The 19,259-nt window shown below is 64.3% G+C and carries 9 protein-coding genes; 4 read left to right on the top strand and 5 right to left on the bottom strand.

What is annotated here, in order from left to right:
* Positions 1-63 precede the first annotated feature (63 nt).
* Entirely contained in the window at positions 64-9,639 is a 9,576-nt protein-coding gene (locus tag AC1TPF_RS09105) for an amino acid adenylation domain-containing protein (RefSeq protein WP_482143585.1), read from the bottom strand.
* A gap of 1,085 nt (positions 9,640-10,724) precedes the next feature.
* Between AC1TPF_RS09105 and AC1TPF_RS09100 the strand changes: the two genes are divergently transcribed.
* Genes AC1TPF_RS09100 through AC1TPF_RS09090 form a run of 3 tightly spaced genes read left to right on the top strand, consistent with a single transcriptional unit; the run spans position 10,725 to position 13,899 of the window.
* The gene (locus tag AC1TPF_RS09100) at positions 10,725-11,963 is read left to right on the top strand and encodes an ATP-binding cassette domain-containing protein (RefSeq protein ID WP_482143583.1); all 1,239 of its coding nucleotides are present in this window, start codon (positions 10,725-10,727) and stop codon (positions 11,961-11,963) included.
* A complete protein-coding gene (locus tag AC1TPF_RS09095) occupies positions 11,960-12,769 on the top strand; it encodes an ABC transporter permease (protein ID WP_482143581.1) in 810 nt (269 codons plus the stop codon). The genes AC1TPF_RS09100 and AC1TPF_RS09095 overlap by 4 nt, the downstream gene beginning before the upstream one ends.
* Positions 12,766-13,899, top strand: a complete 1,134-nt coding sequence (locus tag AC1TPF_RS09090; protein WP_482143579.1) for an ABC transporter permease — start codon at positions 12,766-12,768, stop codon at positions 13,897-13,899. The genes AC1TPF_RS09095 and AC1TPF_RS09090 overlap by 4 nt, the downstream gene beginning before the upstream one ends.
* A 3-nt stretch (positions 13,900-13,902) precedes the next feature.
* On the opposite strand, the gene AC1TPF_RS09085 is transcribed toward AC1TPF_RS09090, so the two are convergent.
* The 4 genes from AC1TPF_RS09085 to mftE are packed head-to-tail and all read right to left on the bottom strand — an operon-like array spanning position 13,903 to position 17,934.
* The gene (locus tag AC1TPF_RS09085; protein ID WP_482143577.1) at positions 13,903-14,328 is read right to left on the bottom strand and encodes a PPOX class F420-dependent oxidoreductase; all 426 of its coding nucleotides are present in this window, start codon (positions 14,326-14,328) and stop codon (positions 13,903-13,905) included.
* Positions 14,329-14,378: 50 nt separating this feature from the next.
* The gene (gene mftG, locus AC1TPF_RS09080; RefSeq protein WP_482143576.1) at positions 14,379-15,668 is read right to left on the bottom strand and encodes a mycofactocin system GMC family oxidoreductase MftG; all 1,290 of its coding nucleotides are present in this window, start codon (positions 15,666-15,668) and stop codon (positions 14,379-14,381) included.
* Between the two features lie 47 nt (positions 15,669-15,715).
* A complete protein-coding gene (gene mftF / locus AC1TPF_RS09075; RefSeq protein ID WP_482135447.1) occupies positions 15,716-17,206 on the bottom strand; it encodes a mycofactocin biosynthesis glycosyltransferase MftF in 1,491 nt (496 codons plus the stop codon).
* A complete protein-coding gene (mftE, locus tag AC1TPF_RS09070; RefSeq protein WP_482135448.1) occupies positions 17,203-17,934 on the bottom strand; it encodes a mycofactocin biosynthesis peptidyl-dipeptidase MftE in 732 nt (243 codons plus the stop codon). The genes mftF and mftE overlap by 4 nt, the downstream gene beginning before the upstream one ends.
* A 156-nt stretch (positions 17,935-18,090) precedes the next feature.
* On the opposite strand from mftE, the gene AC1TPF_RS09065 reads away from it, so the two are divergent.
* The gene (locus AC1TPF_RS09065) at positions 18,091-19,182 is read left to right on the top strand and encodes a CaiB/BaiF CoA transferase family protein (protein WP_482135449.1); all 1,092 of its coding nucleotides are present in this window, start codon (positions 18,091-18,093) and stop codon (positions 19,180-19,182) included.
* Positions 19,183-19,259: the final 77 nt, after the last annotated feature.

Raw genomic sequence — 19,259 nt, 5'->3', positions numbered from 1 at the left:
TCCTGGTGGAACTCGATGATTGCGGTCTCGGATGCGCATTGCCCTGTTTTTGTATGTGATCGGTCAGGCGATTCGGGCAGGGTTCGACGACATCCTTGCCACCGTCTGCGCTGCCAGCGAGACGTCTGCAACGAGGGTGTCCACGATCTCCTCGAGATTGGGTCCGGTGCCTGGTAGGAGCAGATCCGGCGCCAGTCCGGACAACGCCGTCATCACCACTGCATCGATGCCGATTCCGCTGGGGGCCAGCGATTCCTGCAGGATCGACAGCCGGTCATGCAGATCCCGGAACGTCACCTCGGTCGCCCCTGATCGCAAGGCAGGCCGGTCAGGATCCTCGCCGGCGACCAGCGCCACCATCCCCGGCAGGTCGGCCACCGTCGTCGGCTCCACCAACGAATCACGCAAACTCTCGGGTTGTGCTGCGGCAGACCAGATGTCGATGTCTCCCACCACGGCACGCGGATCGGTGGCGACCGCGTCGAGAATCCGGATCAATTGGTCTGCGAATCGCGCGATCGTGCTCCGATCGAACAAGTCGGTCGCGTACACGAACGACGCGTTCAGCGGACCGACAACACTGCCGTCCTCACGGTTGTCCGCGAAGGTCAACTTCAGGTCCATTTTCGCGGGCACGACTCCCCAGTCGTATTCACCGACGGTCAGTCCGGGCAGGAGCAGCCCCGACACGGCTGGATTCTCCATCGCGAGCATCACCTGCGCAAGCGGCGAGAAGGCCTCACTGCGAACCGGTTTGAGCTGGTCGACCACCGAGTCGAACGGCACGTCGGCATGGGCGTAGGCCTCGAGGTCGGTCTTCTGGGCACCGTGCAGCAGATCGATGAACTCGGCGCCGGGATCGACTTCGACCCGCAGGACCACGGTGTTGACGAACATTCCGATGAGATCGTCGAGAGCCTCTTCACCACGCCCCGCGACCGGCGTTGCGATGGCGATGTCATCGCGTCCGCTCAATCGCGACAACAGGGCGGAGAACGCGGCGTGCATGACCATGAACAGTGTGGCTCCATGACCGGCCGCAATGCGATTGAGCCTGGAGACCAACTGTTCGCCGATCTCGAAGTCCACCCGCGCGCCGCGCATCGACTGTTGCGGCGGACGCGGACGGTCGGCGGGCAGTTCGAGGAGTTCGGGCATGCCGTGCAACGCGCGTTCCCAGTACGACAGCTCGCGTCCGGCGACCGTGGCCGGATTGTCGGCGTCACCGAGCAGATCCCGCTTCCACAGCGTGTAGTCGGCGTACTGCACCGCGAGCGGTTGCCAGGCCGGCGCCTCGCCGCGCGAGCGAGCGACATACGCGACCATCAGGTCCCGTGCGAGTGGACCCATCGACTCACCGTCGGCACTGATGTGATGTGCCACAACCGCCAGCACGTGATGATCATCGGACACCCGGAGAAGTCGCATCCGCAGTGGGGGTGCGGCCGTCACATCGAATCCCTGTGCAGCAAAGGCGATGAGCTCGGCATCGAGACGTTCGACGTCGACCGGGACCGGATCGAGGGAGACCACGAACTCCGACGGCGCCAGGACAACCTGGCCCGGGACCCCATCACGCTCCGGGTAGTGGGTGCGCAACGATTCGTGACGGCCGATCACATCGCGGGCCGCGTGTTCCAGCGCTTCGACATCCAGTTGCCCCTGCAACCTCAGCGCGCCGGCGATGTTGTATGCAGGCGAACTCTTATCGAGGCGGTTGATGAGCCAGATACGTTGTTGCGCAAGTGACAACGGCAAGAACTCGGGACGCGGCATCGCTGTCAGCTCCGGACGGGAACCAACATCCGGCGCCGCTGCGAGACGGGCGGCGAGCGCTGCGGGTGACGGCGCCTCGAAGAGGTCGCGTACCCCGAGCTGCCGACCGGTGGCCGCGGTGACACGGGCGACCGCGCGTGTCGCCGACAAGGAATCGCCGCCGAGACGGAAGAACGACTCGACTGCGGACACCCGCTCGATCGACAGGACGTCGGCGAACACCCCGGCTATCGCGATCTCCTCCGGTGTGGTCGGGGCGACGTATATCGCCTCCGCGGAATCGCCGAAGTCGGGTTCGGGCAATGCCGCGCGATCCACCTTGCCGTTGACCGTCAGTGGGACCGCGTCGAGCACCATAATGCTCGACGGCACCATGTGAGCCGGAAGTGTCTGTGCGACAAATGTTGTCAGTTCACCGGTGGTCACGCACGCCCCCGGAACGAGAACCATGTACGAGACAAGGGCCGTGGTCCCCGACGGGCCGCGGCGCCCGACCGTGGTCGCGAAGTCGACTGATTCGTGGGCTGCCAGCGCCACGTCGACCTCGCCGAGCTCGATGCGAAATCCACGCACCTTGACCTGAAAATCGCTGCGTCCGACGTATTCGATCTGCAGGCGCGGAGCTTCTCCGGCGCCGGCACGATCAACCCACCGCACCACATCACCGGTGCGGTACATCCGGCCACCGGGGTTGTTCGGATCGGCGACGAACCGTCCCGCGGTCAGACCGGGTTTACCGTGGTATCCACGCGCCAAACCCGCACCGGCTACGTACAATTCGCCTTCGGCGCCCACCGGTACCGGCCGCAGCCAGCTGTCGAGCACCACCTCGGCGACACCCCCGATCGGACCGCCGACGGTGACCGGCGAATCGTCCACCGTCAGCTGCTCGCTGACATTGGTGGCCACTGTTGCCTCGGTGGGTCCGTATGCGTTGAACATTGCCCGTCCCACGCCCCAACGGGCCACCAGATCGGCGCCGCATGCGTCGCCGCCGACGATCACCGTGCGCAGCTGTGGCAAACCTTCGGGATCAACCGTGGCCAGGGCGGCAGGTGTGACAAAGGCGTGCGTGATCTCCTCACCGGCCAGGAGCTGATGCAGTTCTTCACCGCCGTAGACGGTCTGGTCGGCGATCACCATCGTCGACGATGCCGCGGTCGCGAGGAACAATTCCAGAATCGAGGCGTCGAAACTCGGAGACGAGAAGTGCAGGGTGCGTGATCGCGCGGTCAGCCCGTAACGCACGCGTTGGTCATTGACGAAATTCGTCAGACCGGCATGCGTCACCACCACGCCCTTGGGCACACCGGTCGAGCCCGAGGTGTAGATCATGTAGGCCGCCTGATGCGGCAGAACCGGTCGACGGCTGATCGGCCCGATCTGGGACGTGCGGGGCATCGCACACCGCTCGCGGAGTGCCGGGCGGTCGAGTTCCAGCCACGTCACATTCTCCGGAAGCGCTGCGACATGGGCGGAGGTCGTCAGCCCGATCGTCGCGCCGGAGTCGGTGATCATGTGTGCCACGCGATCGGCCGGGTAGCCCGGATCGACGGGTACGAAGGCCGCGCCCGCCTTGGCGACCGCCCACTGGGCGACCTGCGATTGCACCGAACGGCCTATGGCGACTGCGACGAAGTCGTCGGGTTTGACTCCTTCGCTGCGCAACACCCGCGCCAGCGAACTGGACAGCTGATCGAGCTCTCGGTAGCTGACGATCCGGTCGGCAGCCACGAGGGCAATGGCATCCGGGGCGTTCCGGGCCGCGGTCCTGAGTAGGTCCGGCAAGGTCGTGACCGGTTCAGCAGCACTTCCGCGCACCGGCATCAGAAGCCGCCGTTCCGCTTCGCCGATCACCGGGAGCTGCGCGATCCGGCGCTCGTGGTCCTCGGTGAACCCCTTGATCACCGACAGCATCCGGTCGGCGAGGTCCGCAACGACCGCGGCATCCAGCCCGGACGACAGATACTTGAACTTGATCTCGAGCCGCTCGCCCGGCATGCCCACCACCGAGAGTGGGTAGTGCGAACCGTCCCGCACGCCCACGCCCCGCAGCTGCATGCCCGCGATGTCGGTGTCCTCGGACAACCCCTGCTTGTCGATCGGATACGACTCGAGCACCAGCAGTGAATCGAACAGGTTTCCGCCGCCCGAAGTGGCCATGACCTCGTTGAGGGCAAGGTGCTGGTGGTCCAGCATTTCGGTCTGCTCGCGCTGCAGCCTGGTCAGGAAGGCCGCTACGGACTCGTCTGGTTCCAGCCGGACCCTGACCGGCACGGTGTTGATGAACAGGCCGACCATCGTCTCGACCCCGCTCAGCTCCGCGGGCCTGCCGGACACGGTCGACCCGAACACCACATCCGACCGACCGGTCTTCGACGCCAGCACCATTGCCCAGGCCGCCTGCAGAACCGTGTTGGCGGTGATGTCGAGCGCCCGCGTCATCGAGCGCAGCGCCCCGTCCAATTCGGGGTCCAGCGTTCGGGTCATGTCGATCGGCACGTCGGAGCCGTCCGGTTCGAAGCGCTCGACGAGCATCGTCGGTTCGGAGCCCTGCAGCGCCTCCGCCCATCGGTGCGTGGCCTCTTCCTTGTCGCGCGTCTGCAACCAGCCGAGGAAATCGCCGTAGGAGCGGACTCGTGGCAGCGCATCCGCCGAACCGATCGCGTACATCGTGAGCAGATCGCGGATCAGCAGGGGTGTCGACCACCCGTCGGCAATCACGTGATGATTGGTGATCGCCAGGACCCAGTGGCCCTCGTCTTGCCGGATCAGGTGCATCCGGGTCAGAGGAGCGGACGCGAGATCGAACCTCTCGGCGCGTTCGGTATCGAGCAACCCCTCGCGTGCTGCGGCACGATCCGCCGGAGCGAGGGTACTGAGATCAGTGAAGCGCCAAGGCAATTCGACCTCGCGGCGCACCAATTGGATGACCTCTCCGGTGCCGGCATCCTGGGTGATCGCCGTACGCAACACGTCATGTCGCGCCAGCAGGCCCTCACCGGCGGCCCGCATCCGATCCGGATCGACGATGCCCTCGAGTTCGAGCACCATCTGTGCCGTGTACATGTCGCCGCCGTCTGCCAACAGGGAGTGGAAGTACATCCCCTGCTGTAGCGGCGACAGCGGCCAGACATCGGTCAATCCCGGGTAGTGGTCCTCCAGTGCGCCGATCTGGCGTTGGTCCAACTCGACCAGCGGCAGGTCGGACGGCGTGAGTCCACCACTTCCGGTATCGCCTGCGTGGTGCGATAGCGCGGTCATCGCCTCGACCCACAGCGCGCCGATCTCCAGTGCATCTGATTCGGACAGGACTCCGGTGGCATAGGTGAGCGAAGCCACCAGTCGTGCGGCGGCTCCATCACCCTCCACACCGGCGTTGATCTCCAGCGGAGCCGTCAATGGCGCGTCCGGATCCACGGTCGCCATGAACCCGCAGATCCCCACGCTTTCCTCCGGCATCCAGGCCACGGCACCAGAGTCCGTTCCGGCGCCGCCGACCGCTCGGCGGCCGAGGTAGTTGAAGATCAGGTGTGGCTCGGCGCCACCCGACAACTGTTGGCGCCCATCGGCATCGAGGTAGCGCAAGATACCGTAACCGACACCGCCATCCGGGATCTCGAGTAGTTGTTCTTTCACCGCCTTGATCGCACGAGCAGCATCGGGGCCGCCGCGCAGTGCGTCGTCGAGGTCGGTGGCCGAGGGCAAGGTCAGCTGAACAGGGAACAAGCTGGTGAACCAGCCGACCGTGCGCGAGAGGTCGGCGCCTGCGACTATGTCGTCGTCGCGACCGTGTCCTTCGAGAGCGACCAGGACCGAGTCCGAATCGTCGCCGCGCAACTGTCGCCAGCGGCTGACCGCGAGCAGCAACGCCGTCAGCAATCCGTCGTTGACACCACCTCGGAACGCAGCGGGCAGGCGGGTGAGCATCGCTCCGGTGACATCCGCGGGAACCGTCACCTTGACTGTCGCCGCTGTCGCCGCTTTGTCGACGTCGGAGTTCAGCGGCCGCGATCCCAACGGCTCCTGCGGCGAGTGGACTGTTCGAAGCCACAGTGGCATTTCGTCTCGGCGGCTTGCGGCCGCCGCGATCTCTGTGGTCGCGTGCGACCATCTGCGCAGCGATGTCCCCACCGGTTCGAGCGAAACCGGAAGCCCGGCAGCACTTTGCGACCAGGCAATCGCCAGATCTGGCAGCAGCACCCGCCACGAAACGCCATCCACCACAAGGTGATGTGCAACGAGGAGCAGCAGACCGCCGGTACCACTCGAGTCCGGCAGATGTACTGCCTGGAACATCACTCCCCGGCCCGGATCCAGCCGTTTTGCGGCCAGTTCGAGCTCGGCTGCGATGAGAACGCCGGAGGTGGTGTGGTCATCTACGACGGCGCTCAGTACATCGCGTGCATCAACTGCGCCTCGCTCGCGGACGTGCATCCGCAATTGATCATCGACGTCGATCAGGCGCGAACGAATTGCGTCATGATGATCGATGATCGCCTGCAACGCCGGTTCCAGGCTTTCGGTGCGCAGGTCTTCGGGCAATCTGATCGCCGTCGCCTGAGACAGGCGCGTCCAGTGCTGCTGCTCGATCATCCAGTGTCCGATGGGAAGCAGCGGCAAATCGCCGCCGCCACCGCCCGGTAGTTCTTCGAGCACCTCCACCACATAGTCCGTCGCTGCTCGCTGGGCGATCAGATCTGCCAGTCCGGCAACAGTTTTGCAATCGAAGACGTCACGGGTGGTGAGGGCGATGCCGGCCTCCCGCGCTTGAGAGACCAGCTGGATCGACATGATGCTGTCGCCACCGAGGACAAAGAAGCTGTCAGCCGTACTGACTCGCGCCAACCCGAGCACCTCACCGAAAACGCCTGCGATGGTCTCTTCGAGCTGCGTGGACGGGGCAACGAAGGTGGTCGAGCGAACACCGAAGTCGGGCTCCGGCAATACCTTTCGATCGACTTTCCCATTGCCGCTGAGCGGCATCACATCGAGCACCACCACCGCTGCCGGAACCATGTAGCTGGGCAGGGTCTCGGCCAGGTATTCGATCACCGCCCACCGATCGGGGTCGGTGCCCTCGGTGGCCACCACGTAACCGATCAATCGGGTGCTCGGGCCACTCGTGTCGATGGTCACCACCGCTTGCGCCACATCGTGGTGTGAAAGCAATGCGGACTCGATGTCGCCAAGCTCGATCCGCAAACCGCGGATCTTGACCTGGTGGTCGGCACGACCGAGATACCGCAGCTCGCCCTGCCGATCCCAGCTGACAACATCGCCGGTTCGATACATGCGCTCGCCGGATCCGTAGGGGTTGGCGACGAAGCTCGCGGCCGTCGCCCCGAATCGATTCGCGTATCCCCGTCCCACGCCGACACCGGCGAGGTAGAGCTCGCCTGCCACCCCTTGCGGTACCGGGCGCAGTCGTGAATCCAGCACATAGAGCGAGATGTTGTCGATGGGACCACCGATCGGCACCGCTCTGGCGGCATAGGCATCCGGTGCAGAGTCCATCTGGTGGAACGTGACCACGTCCGAGAATTCCGTCGGTCCGTAGCTGTTATAGATCGCCGTGCCTGCTGCCAGATGCTCACGCACCTGGTCCGGTCTCACCGGCTCGCCACCGAGTACCAGCGACCTCACCGACGTGGTCATCCTCGACGGATCGTGTTCGGAGAGAACAGCGAACGCGCTCGGCGCCATGTTCAACACGTCATCGGCACCACCACCGATACGGGCCGAGATGTCGTCCGGATCGAATCCGTCATTCGCCAGACTGATCGTCGCGCCGTCTGCCAGCGCCGCCCAGATGTTCTTCTGGGTGAGGTCGAAGGTCGGCGACGAGGCAACCAGCACACCGTCGCCGTCACCGAGTGACATCGTCCGCCGGTACCAGCCGAGCGTGTTGGCAACCCCGGTCATCGGCACCAGTACCGGCTTGGGGCGCCCGGTGGAGCCCGACGTCGAGATGACGTACGCCAGGCGCGCGCCGGCGCCGGCCTCCGCCCACCGGTCCGATGGCGTTGCGGGGTCACGCCGGGCGATGCTCGCAGCACACTGCGGGTCGTCCAGCACGATGATGTGGCTGTTCGCGGCGGCAGGTGCTGCCGCGTCCTTCCACGACGCGGTGGTGACCACAACCCTGCTGTCGCAATCGTCGAGAATCGCCGAGACCCGGTTGCGCGGGACATCGGGGTCGATGGGTGCGTAGGCGGCGCCGGCTTTCCACGCGGCCAACATCGACACGACCCAGTCCGTACCACGCGGCAAGATCAGGCCGACGACATCGTCGGGCCCGATTCCACGCGAGATCAATTCGTTGGCGAGCCTGTTCGCACGTTCATCGAGCTCGGCGCGCGACAGGCCGGCTCCGGCACCAACCACGGCGACTCGGTCCGGTCCGGCGCAGACCTGCTGATTCCACAGTCTCAGCGGACTCGGATCGACCACGACGGGTACGCCTGTGCCGGACTCCAGGATCCGCCCGGTCTCGGCCTCGTCGAGCAGCTCGAGATCGCTGACCGCGGCATCGTCCCCCGCTTCGAGGTACCTGTGCAGGAAAGCCAGGAAACGCCTGTGGTGATCGGCCAGTTCATCAGCGTCGTAGAGATTCGGGTTCGCCTCGAAATCGATTCGCAGATTATCCGATTCGCCCGTATAGATGTTCAGCGACAGATCCAGAACCGGGCCGGTACTGAGTACCTGAGTGGTACCGGTCGCCGTTCCCAGCTCCACAGTCGGCGAGAACATCATGATGTTGACCGCCGGGCCGAAACGTCCGTGTTCACCGGCGATACCGATGTCCCGACGCATGTCCTCGTGCCGATACAGCTGGTGACGCAGCGCGCCGGTCAGCTCGGTCTGTGCCGCCTTTCGCAACTCGCCGACCGAACGATCGAGCGCCACCCCGAGGCGGAGCGGGACAATGTTGGAAACCATACCGCCGCAACGCCGTAGCGCCGCGGTGTGGCGGGCCGAGACCGGGAGACTGAGGACGACGTCGTCCGCTCCGCACATCCGGGACAGGTACCCGGCGAACGCTGCGACGACCACTGGTGCCGCACCGCCCACCGACTCGGCCGAGCGCGAGAGCAGCTGCGCGGTCTCGGTGTCCAATTCCGTGGACGCCACGAGCGAATAGGCGCCGGGGGCGGCGACCTTCGGACTGAGCGATAGCGCGGCCGAGAGCCCGGCCGTGCGCTCCGACCAGTACTCACGATCCATTGCGAACCGCGTCGATTCCCGATATTTCTGCTCATTGGCAACGATCTGCGGAAGATCGGGCGCCTTGCCCGGTGACGGGTTCCGCCCCTCCGCCATTGCGCTGTATACGTCGGCGACCTGGCGTAAACCGGTCATCGCGGAGAATCCATCCGCGGCGATGTGGTGACTGCGCATGTACCAGAAGAACCTGTCGGTGCCGATCTTCAAGAGCGCGGAGACTGCGAGGCGGTCGGTGAACAGAGCGACCGGACGACCATAGTCGGCACGCATCCATGCCATGGCCGCCGCACGGGGATCGGGCTCTCCGACGAAGTCCACGAATTCGATCGTGTCGTCGAAGCGGCGGTCCACCACCTGCATCGGAAGGCCATCGGTTTCGATGAGTTTGAGATATCCCGAAGCTGTCTCGTGAGCAACGGCGCGGGTTGCCTCCGTCAGCAGTCCCAGATCGACCGGACCTGACAGATCAACAAAAAGCGCAATGTTGATAGGGGTGTCCCCCAGAGCGTGCTGGGCGAACCATATTCCGCGTTGCGCTGCAGAAATTGGAAACGCACTGTCGCGAAGATCGCGCTGTGAACCCGTAACTGCATCAGTCACACCCACCGCTGCTCCGATCCCGGACCAGATGTCCATGACGTCATCGCAGAACACTCCCCCGATCTTTTCCGACAAAACTCACGAGAATGAAATGGTATCCAAACCCACTGGCCCATCTGGCCGGTTGCAGGCGCGTTAGGTTGAAGGGACGACAATTCATTCTCCGGATCACCAAAGAATGCTTCTTGCAATATCTCCCCGGATCCCCCAGGCGTTACACACCTATTCGGCGACATGACCGAACAGCTTCATAATGCCCTTATCGGACCGGAGCCCGAAATGGTTACGACACTCGCGAGATCTCATCGCCCAACCTCCGTCCCCTGCGGGGCAACAGTCAGTCAATCGACTGATTTGCCCATCGATCCGGTGGATATCACGACCGATCACGAACTCGCCGAATCCGCCGTGCCAGACGTTCGCAGCCGTGCCCGGTTTCGAGTTGGTGCTCGTATCTTTGGGCAGTCGGCGGCGAATACAGTAACGGTATCGCCGCAGGTCGCCGCGAACACGAGTAGCCGGGTACCCGAAAATCTCAGTCCCTCAACACCGCCATGCGAGTAGGACTTTCACGCGGCCAGTACGTGCGCGGACCCCCAGACGCTTGCCACCCCGACCCGAATCCGGACAGTGGCTTGAAGCGGACATTTCGAACGAATCCTCCGAATCCGGCACCACCCGAAATTCCTGCACTAACCTTGGTGACCGTATGTGGACGTGGAAATAAATCACCACGCCTGGGTATTTCTTTGCTTCTTTCCACTACGATCAAGTCCCGTCCGCCGCGTCGCCGCGTGGGCGAAATCTTAGGCCATCGGACGCGCACCGATTCGGTGGCGGCGTGAGCGATTTCGTTCTTTTCGCCACCCTGGGCGCCCTATTTTTTGCATAGAAGACACTGCGGGCGCAAGATAAAACTTACCTAAAGCAATTAAAAGCTCTGCTAAGCATTAGTTGTAACGGCGACACCTCCGGCACGATGAATAGGACAGCTGACCGGCATGGTATTTGTGGAATCAAAGAGGGTGGGCCGCAAGCATGGCAGAACCGACCTGGCGATGACTGTCGGCGACGAAGAAGCCCCGACAGCTCGTGCGACGCAAACTAGAACGGACTGGACAATGCAGGTGCAGGCGCAACCTGATACGGCCGACTCGGAAGTCGGCCCACAGACCAACGTGACAGGCGCGCGTCATCGGGCGCCGGAATCGCATCCGGGTCCACCGACACCGACCGAGGGCACACAGGTCGGTGAAACCCAGGTCGGTGAAACACAGGCCCCTCACTCGCAGGACGGCGGAATCGGGCACCCTGTCGATCACACCGGTACGGACAGCGGATCTGGTGACCGGTCAGAAGCACCAACACCGACACCAACACCGGCACCAACCCTTGCCGACGACGATGCGGTCGTGGTCGACGGACTGGTCAAACGGTTCGGCGACTTCACGGCTGTCGACGGCATCAGTTTTCGGGTCGCGCGCGGTCAGGTCCTCGGGCTCCTCGGCCCGAATGGCGCGGGCAAGACCACCATGGTCAACATGTTGTGCACACTCTTGCGTCCCGACGACGGTCAAGCGTTCGTTGCCGGCCACGACATCGCCAAAGACCGTGCAGCCGTTCGCAAATCGATCATGCTGACCGGTCAGTTCGCAGCCTTGGACGAATCCTTGTCCGGCCGTGAGAATCTCGTCCTGTTCGGCAGGCTGATGGGCCTACCCAAAAAGGCTGCGACCCGGCGGGCCGACGAATTGCTGGTCGCATTCGACTTGGAGGTCGCCGGCTCCCGGCGCGTCGGTAAGTTCTCCGGTGGAATGCGCCGCCGAATCGATATCGCCTGCGGCCTGGTGGTTCGACCGGAGGTGGTGTTCCTCGATGAGCCGACCACCGGGCTCGACCCCCGGAGCCGACAGGAGGTCTGGAAGATCGTCAATGCCCTGCGAGAACAAGGCATCACCACCGTTCTGACCACCCAGTATCTCGAGGAAGCAGATCTGCTGAGCGACAACATCATTGTCATCGACAAAGGCAAAGTGATCGCCGAGGGTACAGCCGCCGAACTGAAGGAACAGGTCGCCGGAACATTCTGCGAGATCCTCCCGGAGCTGCCCGCCGATCTACCGCGCATCCGCGAGTTGCTCACCGGCCTCGTGGCAGATGATGCGATCCGGGCCGACGCGGCCGGGAGCTCGCTTATCGTGCCGGCGCCCCAGGGTGCAGCAACGCTCGTCGAAATCGTCCGCCGCACCGACGAAGCCAACATCACGTTGACCGACATCGGTCTACGCCGACCCTCTCTCGACGACGTGTTCCTGACGCTGACCGAACACTCGCACGTTCAGCAGGGTGACAAACCGTGAGTACCGTCATCAATCCCGGCACCCTCGATTCGGCGCGCCCACAGATACAACCGATCAGCCAATGGCTCGCGCTGAATCGGAGGTTCCTGACCACGATGTGGCGCCACGGCGAGTTCGCGCTGTGCGTCCTGGCCCCGATACTCCTGACGCTCTGCTTCTTTGTGCCCCTCAACAAGGTCATGGGCCTGTACGCGGGCATCGACTACGCCCAGTTCCTCATGCCCATCATCTGTCTGCAGTCGACGAGCTTCGTGGCAACCTCTGCGGCGATGCGTTCGGCCAACGACCTCACGATCGGTGTGACCACCCGTCTGCGAACGGTGCCCATCAACCCGATGGTCTCGCCGCTCTCACGGCTCGGCGCGAACACCGTTCTGCTTGTCGTCTCCCTGACGTCGGCGATGATCTCGGGGCTGGTCATCGGGTGGCGGGCACACCACGGGCCGTGGTACCTGCTCGGATTCCTTGCGGTCGCTTTTGTGGTCGGTGTGGTCTTCGCCTTCGGGGCCGACGTGATCGGAACGCTGGCGGGCAACCCGGAATCAACGAGCCAAGCGATGACACTGCCCACGCTCATCCTCGGCATGTTGTCGACCGGGTTCGTTCCCGAGTCCCAGTTCCCGGAATGGATACAACCATTCGCCCGCAATCAGCCCGTCTCTCAATTCGCCGCTCTGATGCGACAATTCGACGAGGGTGCGGTGACAACCGGACAGGTGATCCCAGCGGTGTGCTGGGCTGCCGGGCTGATCGCACTCGCAGTCGCCGGGATCGTACTGGCAGCCTTCCGGACCTCACGCGCATGACAACAACCGAGAATTCGATGTCGGAGTCGACGACCCCACGGCATCGGGCCGCCAGTACAGATCAACAGGATCATTGGTGGCGGGCCCATCTGGACCCGGAGCGCGCGCGAACAAGGCGGGCGGTCGACAGGGACGAAGATGAGACGATCAACTTTCCGGGGACCGGGTCGCTGCGCAATGCGGTGGGGCCCTGGGTTAGCGCACGACCGGGCGATGCCGACGGGACCGGTGTCGTGACATCCGAATCCCTCGAGGATGCCGACCGGCCGCAGTATTCACCGGCCGGAGATCGGACCGACGAGCGGTTGGTGGCACTGGCAACCGCATTCCCCGCCGACACCCATGCGCAAGAGACCGGTCTTCGGGCCTACCTACTGCACACCGCGATCCTCTCGTCCCGGCAACTCACGGTGTGGACCCGTGACAAGAAGGTCCTCATCCAGAGCATCGTCTTCCCCGCACTGAGCATGATCATGTTCAAAGTGGTACTCGGCGACGCGATCACGGCTGCCACAGGTATCAACAGCGCATACGGCACCGTCCCCCTCGTGGTCCTTGTCGGTGCGATGTTCGGGTCGCTCATCGCCGGCATCAGACTTCGGCGTGAGCAACGCACGGGACTGCTGACCCGCCTCTACGTCCTGCCGGTTCACAAGGGAGCCGACCTGAGCGCGCGTCTCATCTCAGAACTGGCCCGGATCCTAGTCGCCACAATCGCTCTGACCACGTTCGGCATGCTGATCGGGTGGCGGTTCGACCAGGGACTGCTGCCCGCATTGGGGATCTTTCTCGTGCCACTGCTCTTCGGTGCCGCATTTTCGACAGTCATGCTGACGGTCGCGATGTCGTCGACCAACCTGCCACTGGTACAACTCATGTCGCTGTTCTCGAGCCTGCTGATGTTCTTCAATTCCGGTTTCGCACCGGTGTACGCCTACCCCGCGTGGATACAGCCGATCGTGCGCGAGCAACCGATGACGTGTGCGATCGACAGTATGCGTGCGCTCGCCCTCGGTGGTCCGGTGGCCGAGAGTTTGACCAAGACCATCCTGTGGGCAGTTCTCGTCATTGCGATCTTCTTCTATCCGGCTGTCCGTGGATTCCGCAGGGCTGCAGCCACCCGCGCCTGACGGCTAGGCCGTCATATCGAGCGCTGCAATGACTTTCGTCGGCTCGATCCAGACCACCAGTTCACCGGGAACGCCGTTGCGGTCGCCGAATTCTTTTCCGCGATCGGCGCCCATATAGCGCGCCCCGCAAGCCGTTGCGATTCGATGTACGTCGGCCAGATCATCGCTGACATGGGCGATGCCCTGCACCTGGACAAAGGCGTAGGGCGGTTCTTGTAGGTCGACGCACATCACAACCCGATCGTCGCGGACAAGTGCCTTACCTTTTGCCGTACCCGCTCCGGTGTTGAACGCGAACCGGTCACCGTCGACCACGAACCAGACCGGGGCCACCAGCGGTCTGCCATCCGATGCGGTGAAACCGAGGTGACCGGTCTTCGTTCCATCCTCGAGGAACGCCCGGATCGCGGGATCAGAAAGTGAGGTCATCGCTTCACGATACCCACGATTCCACTTCTGATCTCAAATATTCTGTGGACTCAGGCAATCTGGTCTGCGATGTGCGAGGCCACCATCATCACCGTTGCATGCGGACCACTCGACCCCGCGGTCGGCAGAATCGATGCATCGAGGACCCGCAATCCGGGGACCGCGGTCACCGCGCCGTGCCAATCGGTGTCGACACCCATCGGAAGTGTCCCCCACGCATGTTGGGACGTGCGGATCACCGGGTCGGCCACCGCACCACCCCGGCTCCGATCGGCCAGGCCGGCAAAGCGCGGGCCATCGAGCATCTCGCGGACGCGCTCGGCCCATACCTCGAGCTTCTCGACGTCGGATCGGCTCACCTCACCGAGATCGACAACCAGACCACTCGTCAGGTCCCACTCGATCGATCCGGGGTTCTCGGGATGCATCAGGGCAACCCCCATCGCCGGACCAGAGGCCGGGACCCCGGTGATGAAGTCCGCGAAATCTCCGTTGTAGCAGCGCACTTCGATTCCGTCGTCGGTATGCAACACCGATTGCAACAACGCGCGCGCCACACCCACCGCCGGATCGGCCGGTGTGAACCGGACAAGCATCTCGCGATGCTCCCAGACGCCGGCGTTCTGCGTGCCGAGGATCCCGGACCGGGCCAGGAGCGCAGCGGTGCCCAATGTTCCCGCGCACAGGATCACCTCGTCGGCAGCGATGACCTGCTCCCCGACCACGACCGCGGTGACGCGGTCGCCGCAGCGCCGCAATCGCGTCACCTCGGCGTCGGTGACCAACTGCAGATTGGAGCGGCCCTCGATACGCGGCGCGATCGATTCCGCCGCGGTCCACCGCAGACCGCCGTCGCGGTTCGATCGCACCCGGACCACACCCACATCCGGCCACGGCGATACAACGTCACCGAAACCCTCGTCATGCCAATGACTTTCAAATGCTTGCGCATAGTCGTGCAACTCGTCGTCACCAAAGGCCGACACATGCATGCTGCCGCCCCCGGGACTGCCTCCGTCGAGCCGGTCATAGGTCGCGGAGATCCCGGATCGCTGCCATGGCCAGTCGGCGAAATCGGATTCGTGCCAGCGCATGAAGTAGCCACCGTTGACCGCCGACGAACCACCCAGACCCCGTCCTCGTGGCAGATCAAAACCCTGGCGGCTCGGAAAGTGGACCACGCGCCCCGAACCGGCCTCCACCGGCAGTCGATCCAGCCTCAACGAGGCCGCCTCCGGCATTCCGGGACCGGCCTCCAGCCACAGCACCGTGCGCTCGGGGTCGCGCGAAAGACGTTCGGCCACCAAACATCCGCTGCTACCGGCACCGACAACGATCACGTCCGCACCGTTCGGGGTCAACCGGGATCGCCCCGGCTCAACCGAACTCACCCGGCGGCGGCGGGCACGTCCGGTGAACGCGGCCTGGCGTTGGCCGAGTTACCGATCTGCGGGTACAGCGCTTCCATACTGCGCCCGGTCAATGCACCCTGCCAGAGCCCGGTCCCGTAGGCGAGGTCGTCGAGACGCTTGAGGACCATGAACCGCCACCAGCCGACCCTGGCGCCGGGGGTGGGGTTGACCAATTCCAGCCGCACCCACTCGTATGCAGCCTCACCCACTGCAACCGCGAGGAGCAGTGTCCGGAATCGCTTGGACACCAGTGCAAGCAGGAATGACAGCGGCCAGTAGTGCCGGCACATCGCCGACGCCGACTGCAACAATCCGAATCCCACCGATTGGGCGGTCAGCTTGGCCGCCATCCGGGCCGCATCCGGCATCGACGACACCCTGCGATGAAGACGCCCGCCCAGTACACCGAACACAACCAATGCCACCAGGACACCCCAGCCGGTACCGGTCACCAGTGCAGCCATCGCTGCCGCCATCGGGACGGTCAAGGCCAGCGGTGCGGCCATGCCGGGGTGGCGACCGGACAGCAGCGCTGCCCCGGTTCCGTAATATCGTTTGCGATCCAGACTCTTCGACAGCCGCTGCCGATGATCGTGGGCCACCGTGGCCACCGGGTCGTACCGCAGCGACCAGCCACGTTGATGTAGCCGCCAGCACAGGTCGACGTCCTCGGCCACTTCCATCGACTCGTCGAAACCGTCAAAACAACTGCGCCGCAAGACCATCGCGGCGCTCGGAACATAGGGGATCCGCGACCGGGGCGCGATCTGCCCCTCCCGCCAACCCATGTCGAGTGACGAGCACAGCGCCTCGTAGCGCGACATCGCGCCGCCACCGGGGTCGAGGGCGACGATCCGCGGCGCCACCAGCGCCACCTTCGGATCGGAGAAATGACCGAGCAGCTTGGTCAGCCAGTCGTGCTCGGGAACGACATCCGAGTCGAGAAACGCGACCAGTTCGGTATCGGCCTGCGCAGCACCACGATTGCGGGCCGCGGCCGGACCCTGACTCTTCTCGTTGCGCAACACGGTCGCGCCTGGCGCGGTGATCGGAACGGCCGAACCGTCGTCAACCACGACGACCTTGTGGCCGTCGAGCACAGCCAACAGTCGATCGATACCGGGTTGGTTGTCGCGCACCGGGATCACCACGGTGACAGCGGAATCCGTGGGTCCGAACATCGGCCGGGGATGCCCTACCCCGGCATCGAGGAGTTTGCGGGCCAGACTGGAGGTCAGCTGATCGCGCACGGTCAGCCGGCCGTCGGCATCGAGCAGGCCTCCGGCGACCTCGGACAGGTTCAGCAGTCGCACCGGAGAGCCGCCGACGATATGGCGGCGATCGGAAGTCACCGTGCAGTGGGAGTCGATCTGCACCTGGAAGCCGACCGGCGGAAACTGCGCCGCCGGATCTGCCGCTGCCGGGGCCACACACTCATCGGGGCGGTTGTCTTGCTCCGAGATCACTGCAGCATTCCGTTCGCATCGGCCTGCCACCGCTCGAGTCCGTCGGACAGTTTCGCGGCCATCTCGTTCAACATTCGCCTTCCGTCGGCCGCCGAGGCGGCCAGGGGGTCCCCGAGTACTCCGTTGTCACTCACCGCCGCGACACCCCCGGTACGCATCGACGCCATCAGCTCCGACACCGGGGCCACGTTGCCGCGGACCATCTCGTCGGACCGCACGACCAACGGTGAAATATGAAGCAGTAGCGATGTTTCGGTGTGGCCCGCGTGTGCATCGCCACCGGTCGTGGCGCAAGGAAACCAAGCGACGTCACGTCCTTCCGAACGTAGCTGCGTGACCGCGGATACCAGGGTCCGACCGTTACCACCATGCCCGTTGACGAACAGCAATCGCGAAGACCAACGGCAGGCACTTCGACCGTACTCGACAAGCACCGAATGCAGAACCTCCTGACCGATCGAAATCGTGCCGGGAAAGCCTTCGTGCTCACCGGCGGCACCATAGCTCAGTGGCGGGGCGAGCAAGAGGTCGTGAGCGGTGTTTACCGGGTCGTCGACGCTGCCGGGTCGAACTGCCGCCTCCGCCACCGCCACCGCGATCCGCACGTCGGTGTCGAGGGGCAGGTGTGGTCCATGTTGTTCGATGGATCCCAATGGGACGACAAGGGTTGTTGATCGCTCGTTGAGCTCGGTCCAGCTCCGAAGTCCGAGCTCGCCCGCCGGTGTCATTCCGACCATGTTAGACCGTATCGGTCGACGCCTGAAGGGTTTACCGCCCGAGCAATCGCTCGGTACCTGGTTTACTGGGAAACCGACCGTATCTGGTTGCGAAAGATCGCGCCCGCGAGACGCGGCGCACGACCATTCAACGATGAGGGGCAGCGAATGACGAAGAACGGACCGTTGAGCGGGACACGGGTGATCGAGTTCGCGGGGATCGGGCCGGGCCCGCATGCCGCGATGATGCTCGGAGACCTGGGGGCCGATGTCGTGCGTATCGAGCGCGCGGGCAAGTTGCCCGCGCAGGGCGAGGTGGCCGACCAACTGCTACGCAACCGGACCGTCGTCGAAGCGAACCTCAAGGACCCCGTCGACAAAGAGGCGATCATGAACCTCATCGCGAAGGCGGATGTGGTGATCGAGGGTTTCCGGCCCGGCGTGACCGAGCGGCTGGGCTTCGGGCCCGAGGACGTCGCGAAGGTCAACCCACGCATCGTCTACGGCCGCATGACCGGATGGGGCCAGGACGGACCGCTGGCGAACGTGGCGGGCCACGACATCAACTACATCTCCCTGACCGGCATGCTGCACGCGGTCGGTCGCGCGGACGAGGTTCCCACTCCCCCACTGAACCTCTTCGGCGATTTCGGCGGTGGATCGATGTTCCTGGTGCAGGGCATCCTGGCCGCCCTCCTCGAACGCGAGAAGTCCGGGAAGGGCCAGACCATCGACGCCGCAATGGTCGACGGTGTGTCCGTGCTCGGCCAAATGATGTGGGCCTGGCGCGGTACCGGCTTCTGGGGAGACCAGCGCGGCTCCAATCTTCTCGACACCGGCGCACCGTTCTATGAGGTCTACGAGACCGCGGACGGCAAGTACTTCGCCGTCGGGGCGATCGAGCCACAGTTCTACGCCCTGCTCCTCGAAGGCATGGGCCTGACGGACGACACCACACTGCCGCACCAACTCGACATGCCGCAGTGGCCCGCGATGAAGATCCGTTTCGCCGAAGTATTCAAATCCAAGACGCGCGATGAGTGGACCGCGATCTTCGATGGCACGGATGCCTGCGCGTCGCCCGTTCTCGATTGGGAGGAGGCCACCGAGAACAAGCACCTGGTGGCACGCCAAACCCTGATCGAACTCGACGGTGTCACGCAACCTGCTGTGGCCCCGCGCTTTTCCCGGTCGGTCCCCGACGCCCCGGCCGCGCCGGCCCGCACCGCGACCGACCCGGCGACCCTCTGGCTCGACTGACACCAGCCAGACGCTCCACATATACAAGGACGCTCCACATATTTGTGGAGCGTCCTCGTATTTCCGGAGCGTTTGTG

It is taken from the genome of Williamsia sp. Y853 (assembly GCF_056786495.1).
This window is presented reverse-complemented; position numbering and strand designations above follow the sequence as displayed.

Coding starts and splice junctions, on each gene's coding strand:
- AC1TPF_RS09105 (WP_482143585.1), bottom strand. CDS start 9,639: ATGGACATCTGGTCCGGGATCGGAGCAGCGGTGGGTGTGACTGATGCA.
- AC1TPF_RS09100 (WP_482143583.1), top strand. CDS start 10,725: ATGCAGGTGCAGGCGCAACCTGATACGGCCGACTCGGAAGTCGGCCCA.
- AC1TPF_RS09090 (WP_482143579.1), top strand. CDS start 12,766: ATGACAACAACCGAGAATTCGATGTCGGAGTCGACGACCCCACGGCAT.
- AC1TPF_RS09085 (WP_482143577.1), bottom strand. CDS start 14,328: ATGACCTCACTTTCTGATCCCGCGATCCGGGCGTTCCTCGAGGATGGA.
- mftE (WP_482135448.1), bottom strand. CDS start 17,934: ATGACACCGGCGGGCGAGCTCGGACTTCGGAGCTGGACCGAGCTCAAC.
- AC1TPF_RS09065 (WP_482135449.1), top strand. CDS start 18,091: ATGACGAAGAACGGACCGTTGAGCGGGACACGGGTGATCGAGTTCGCG.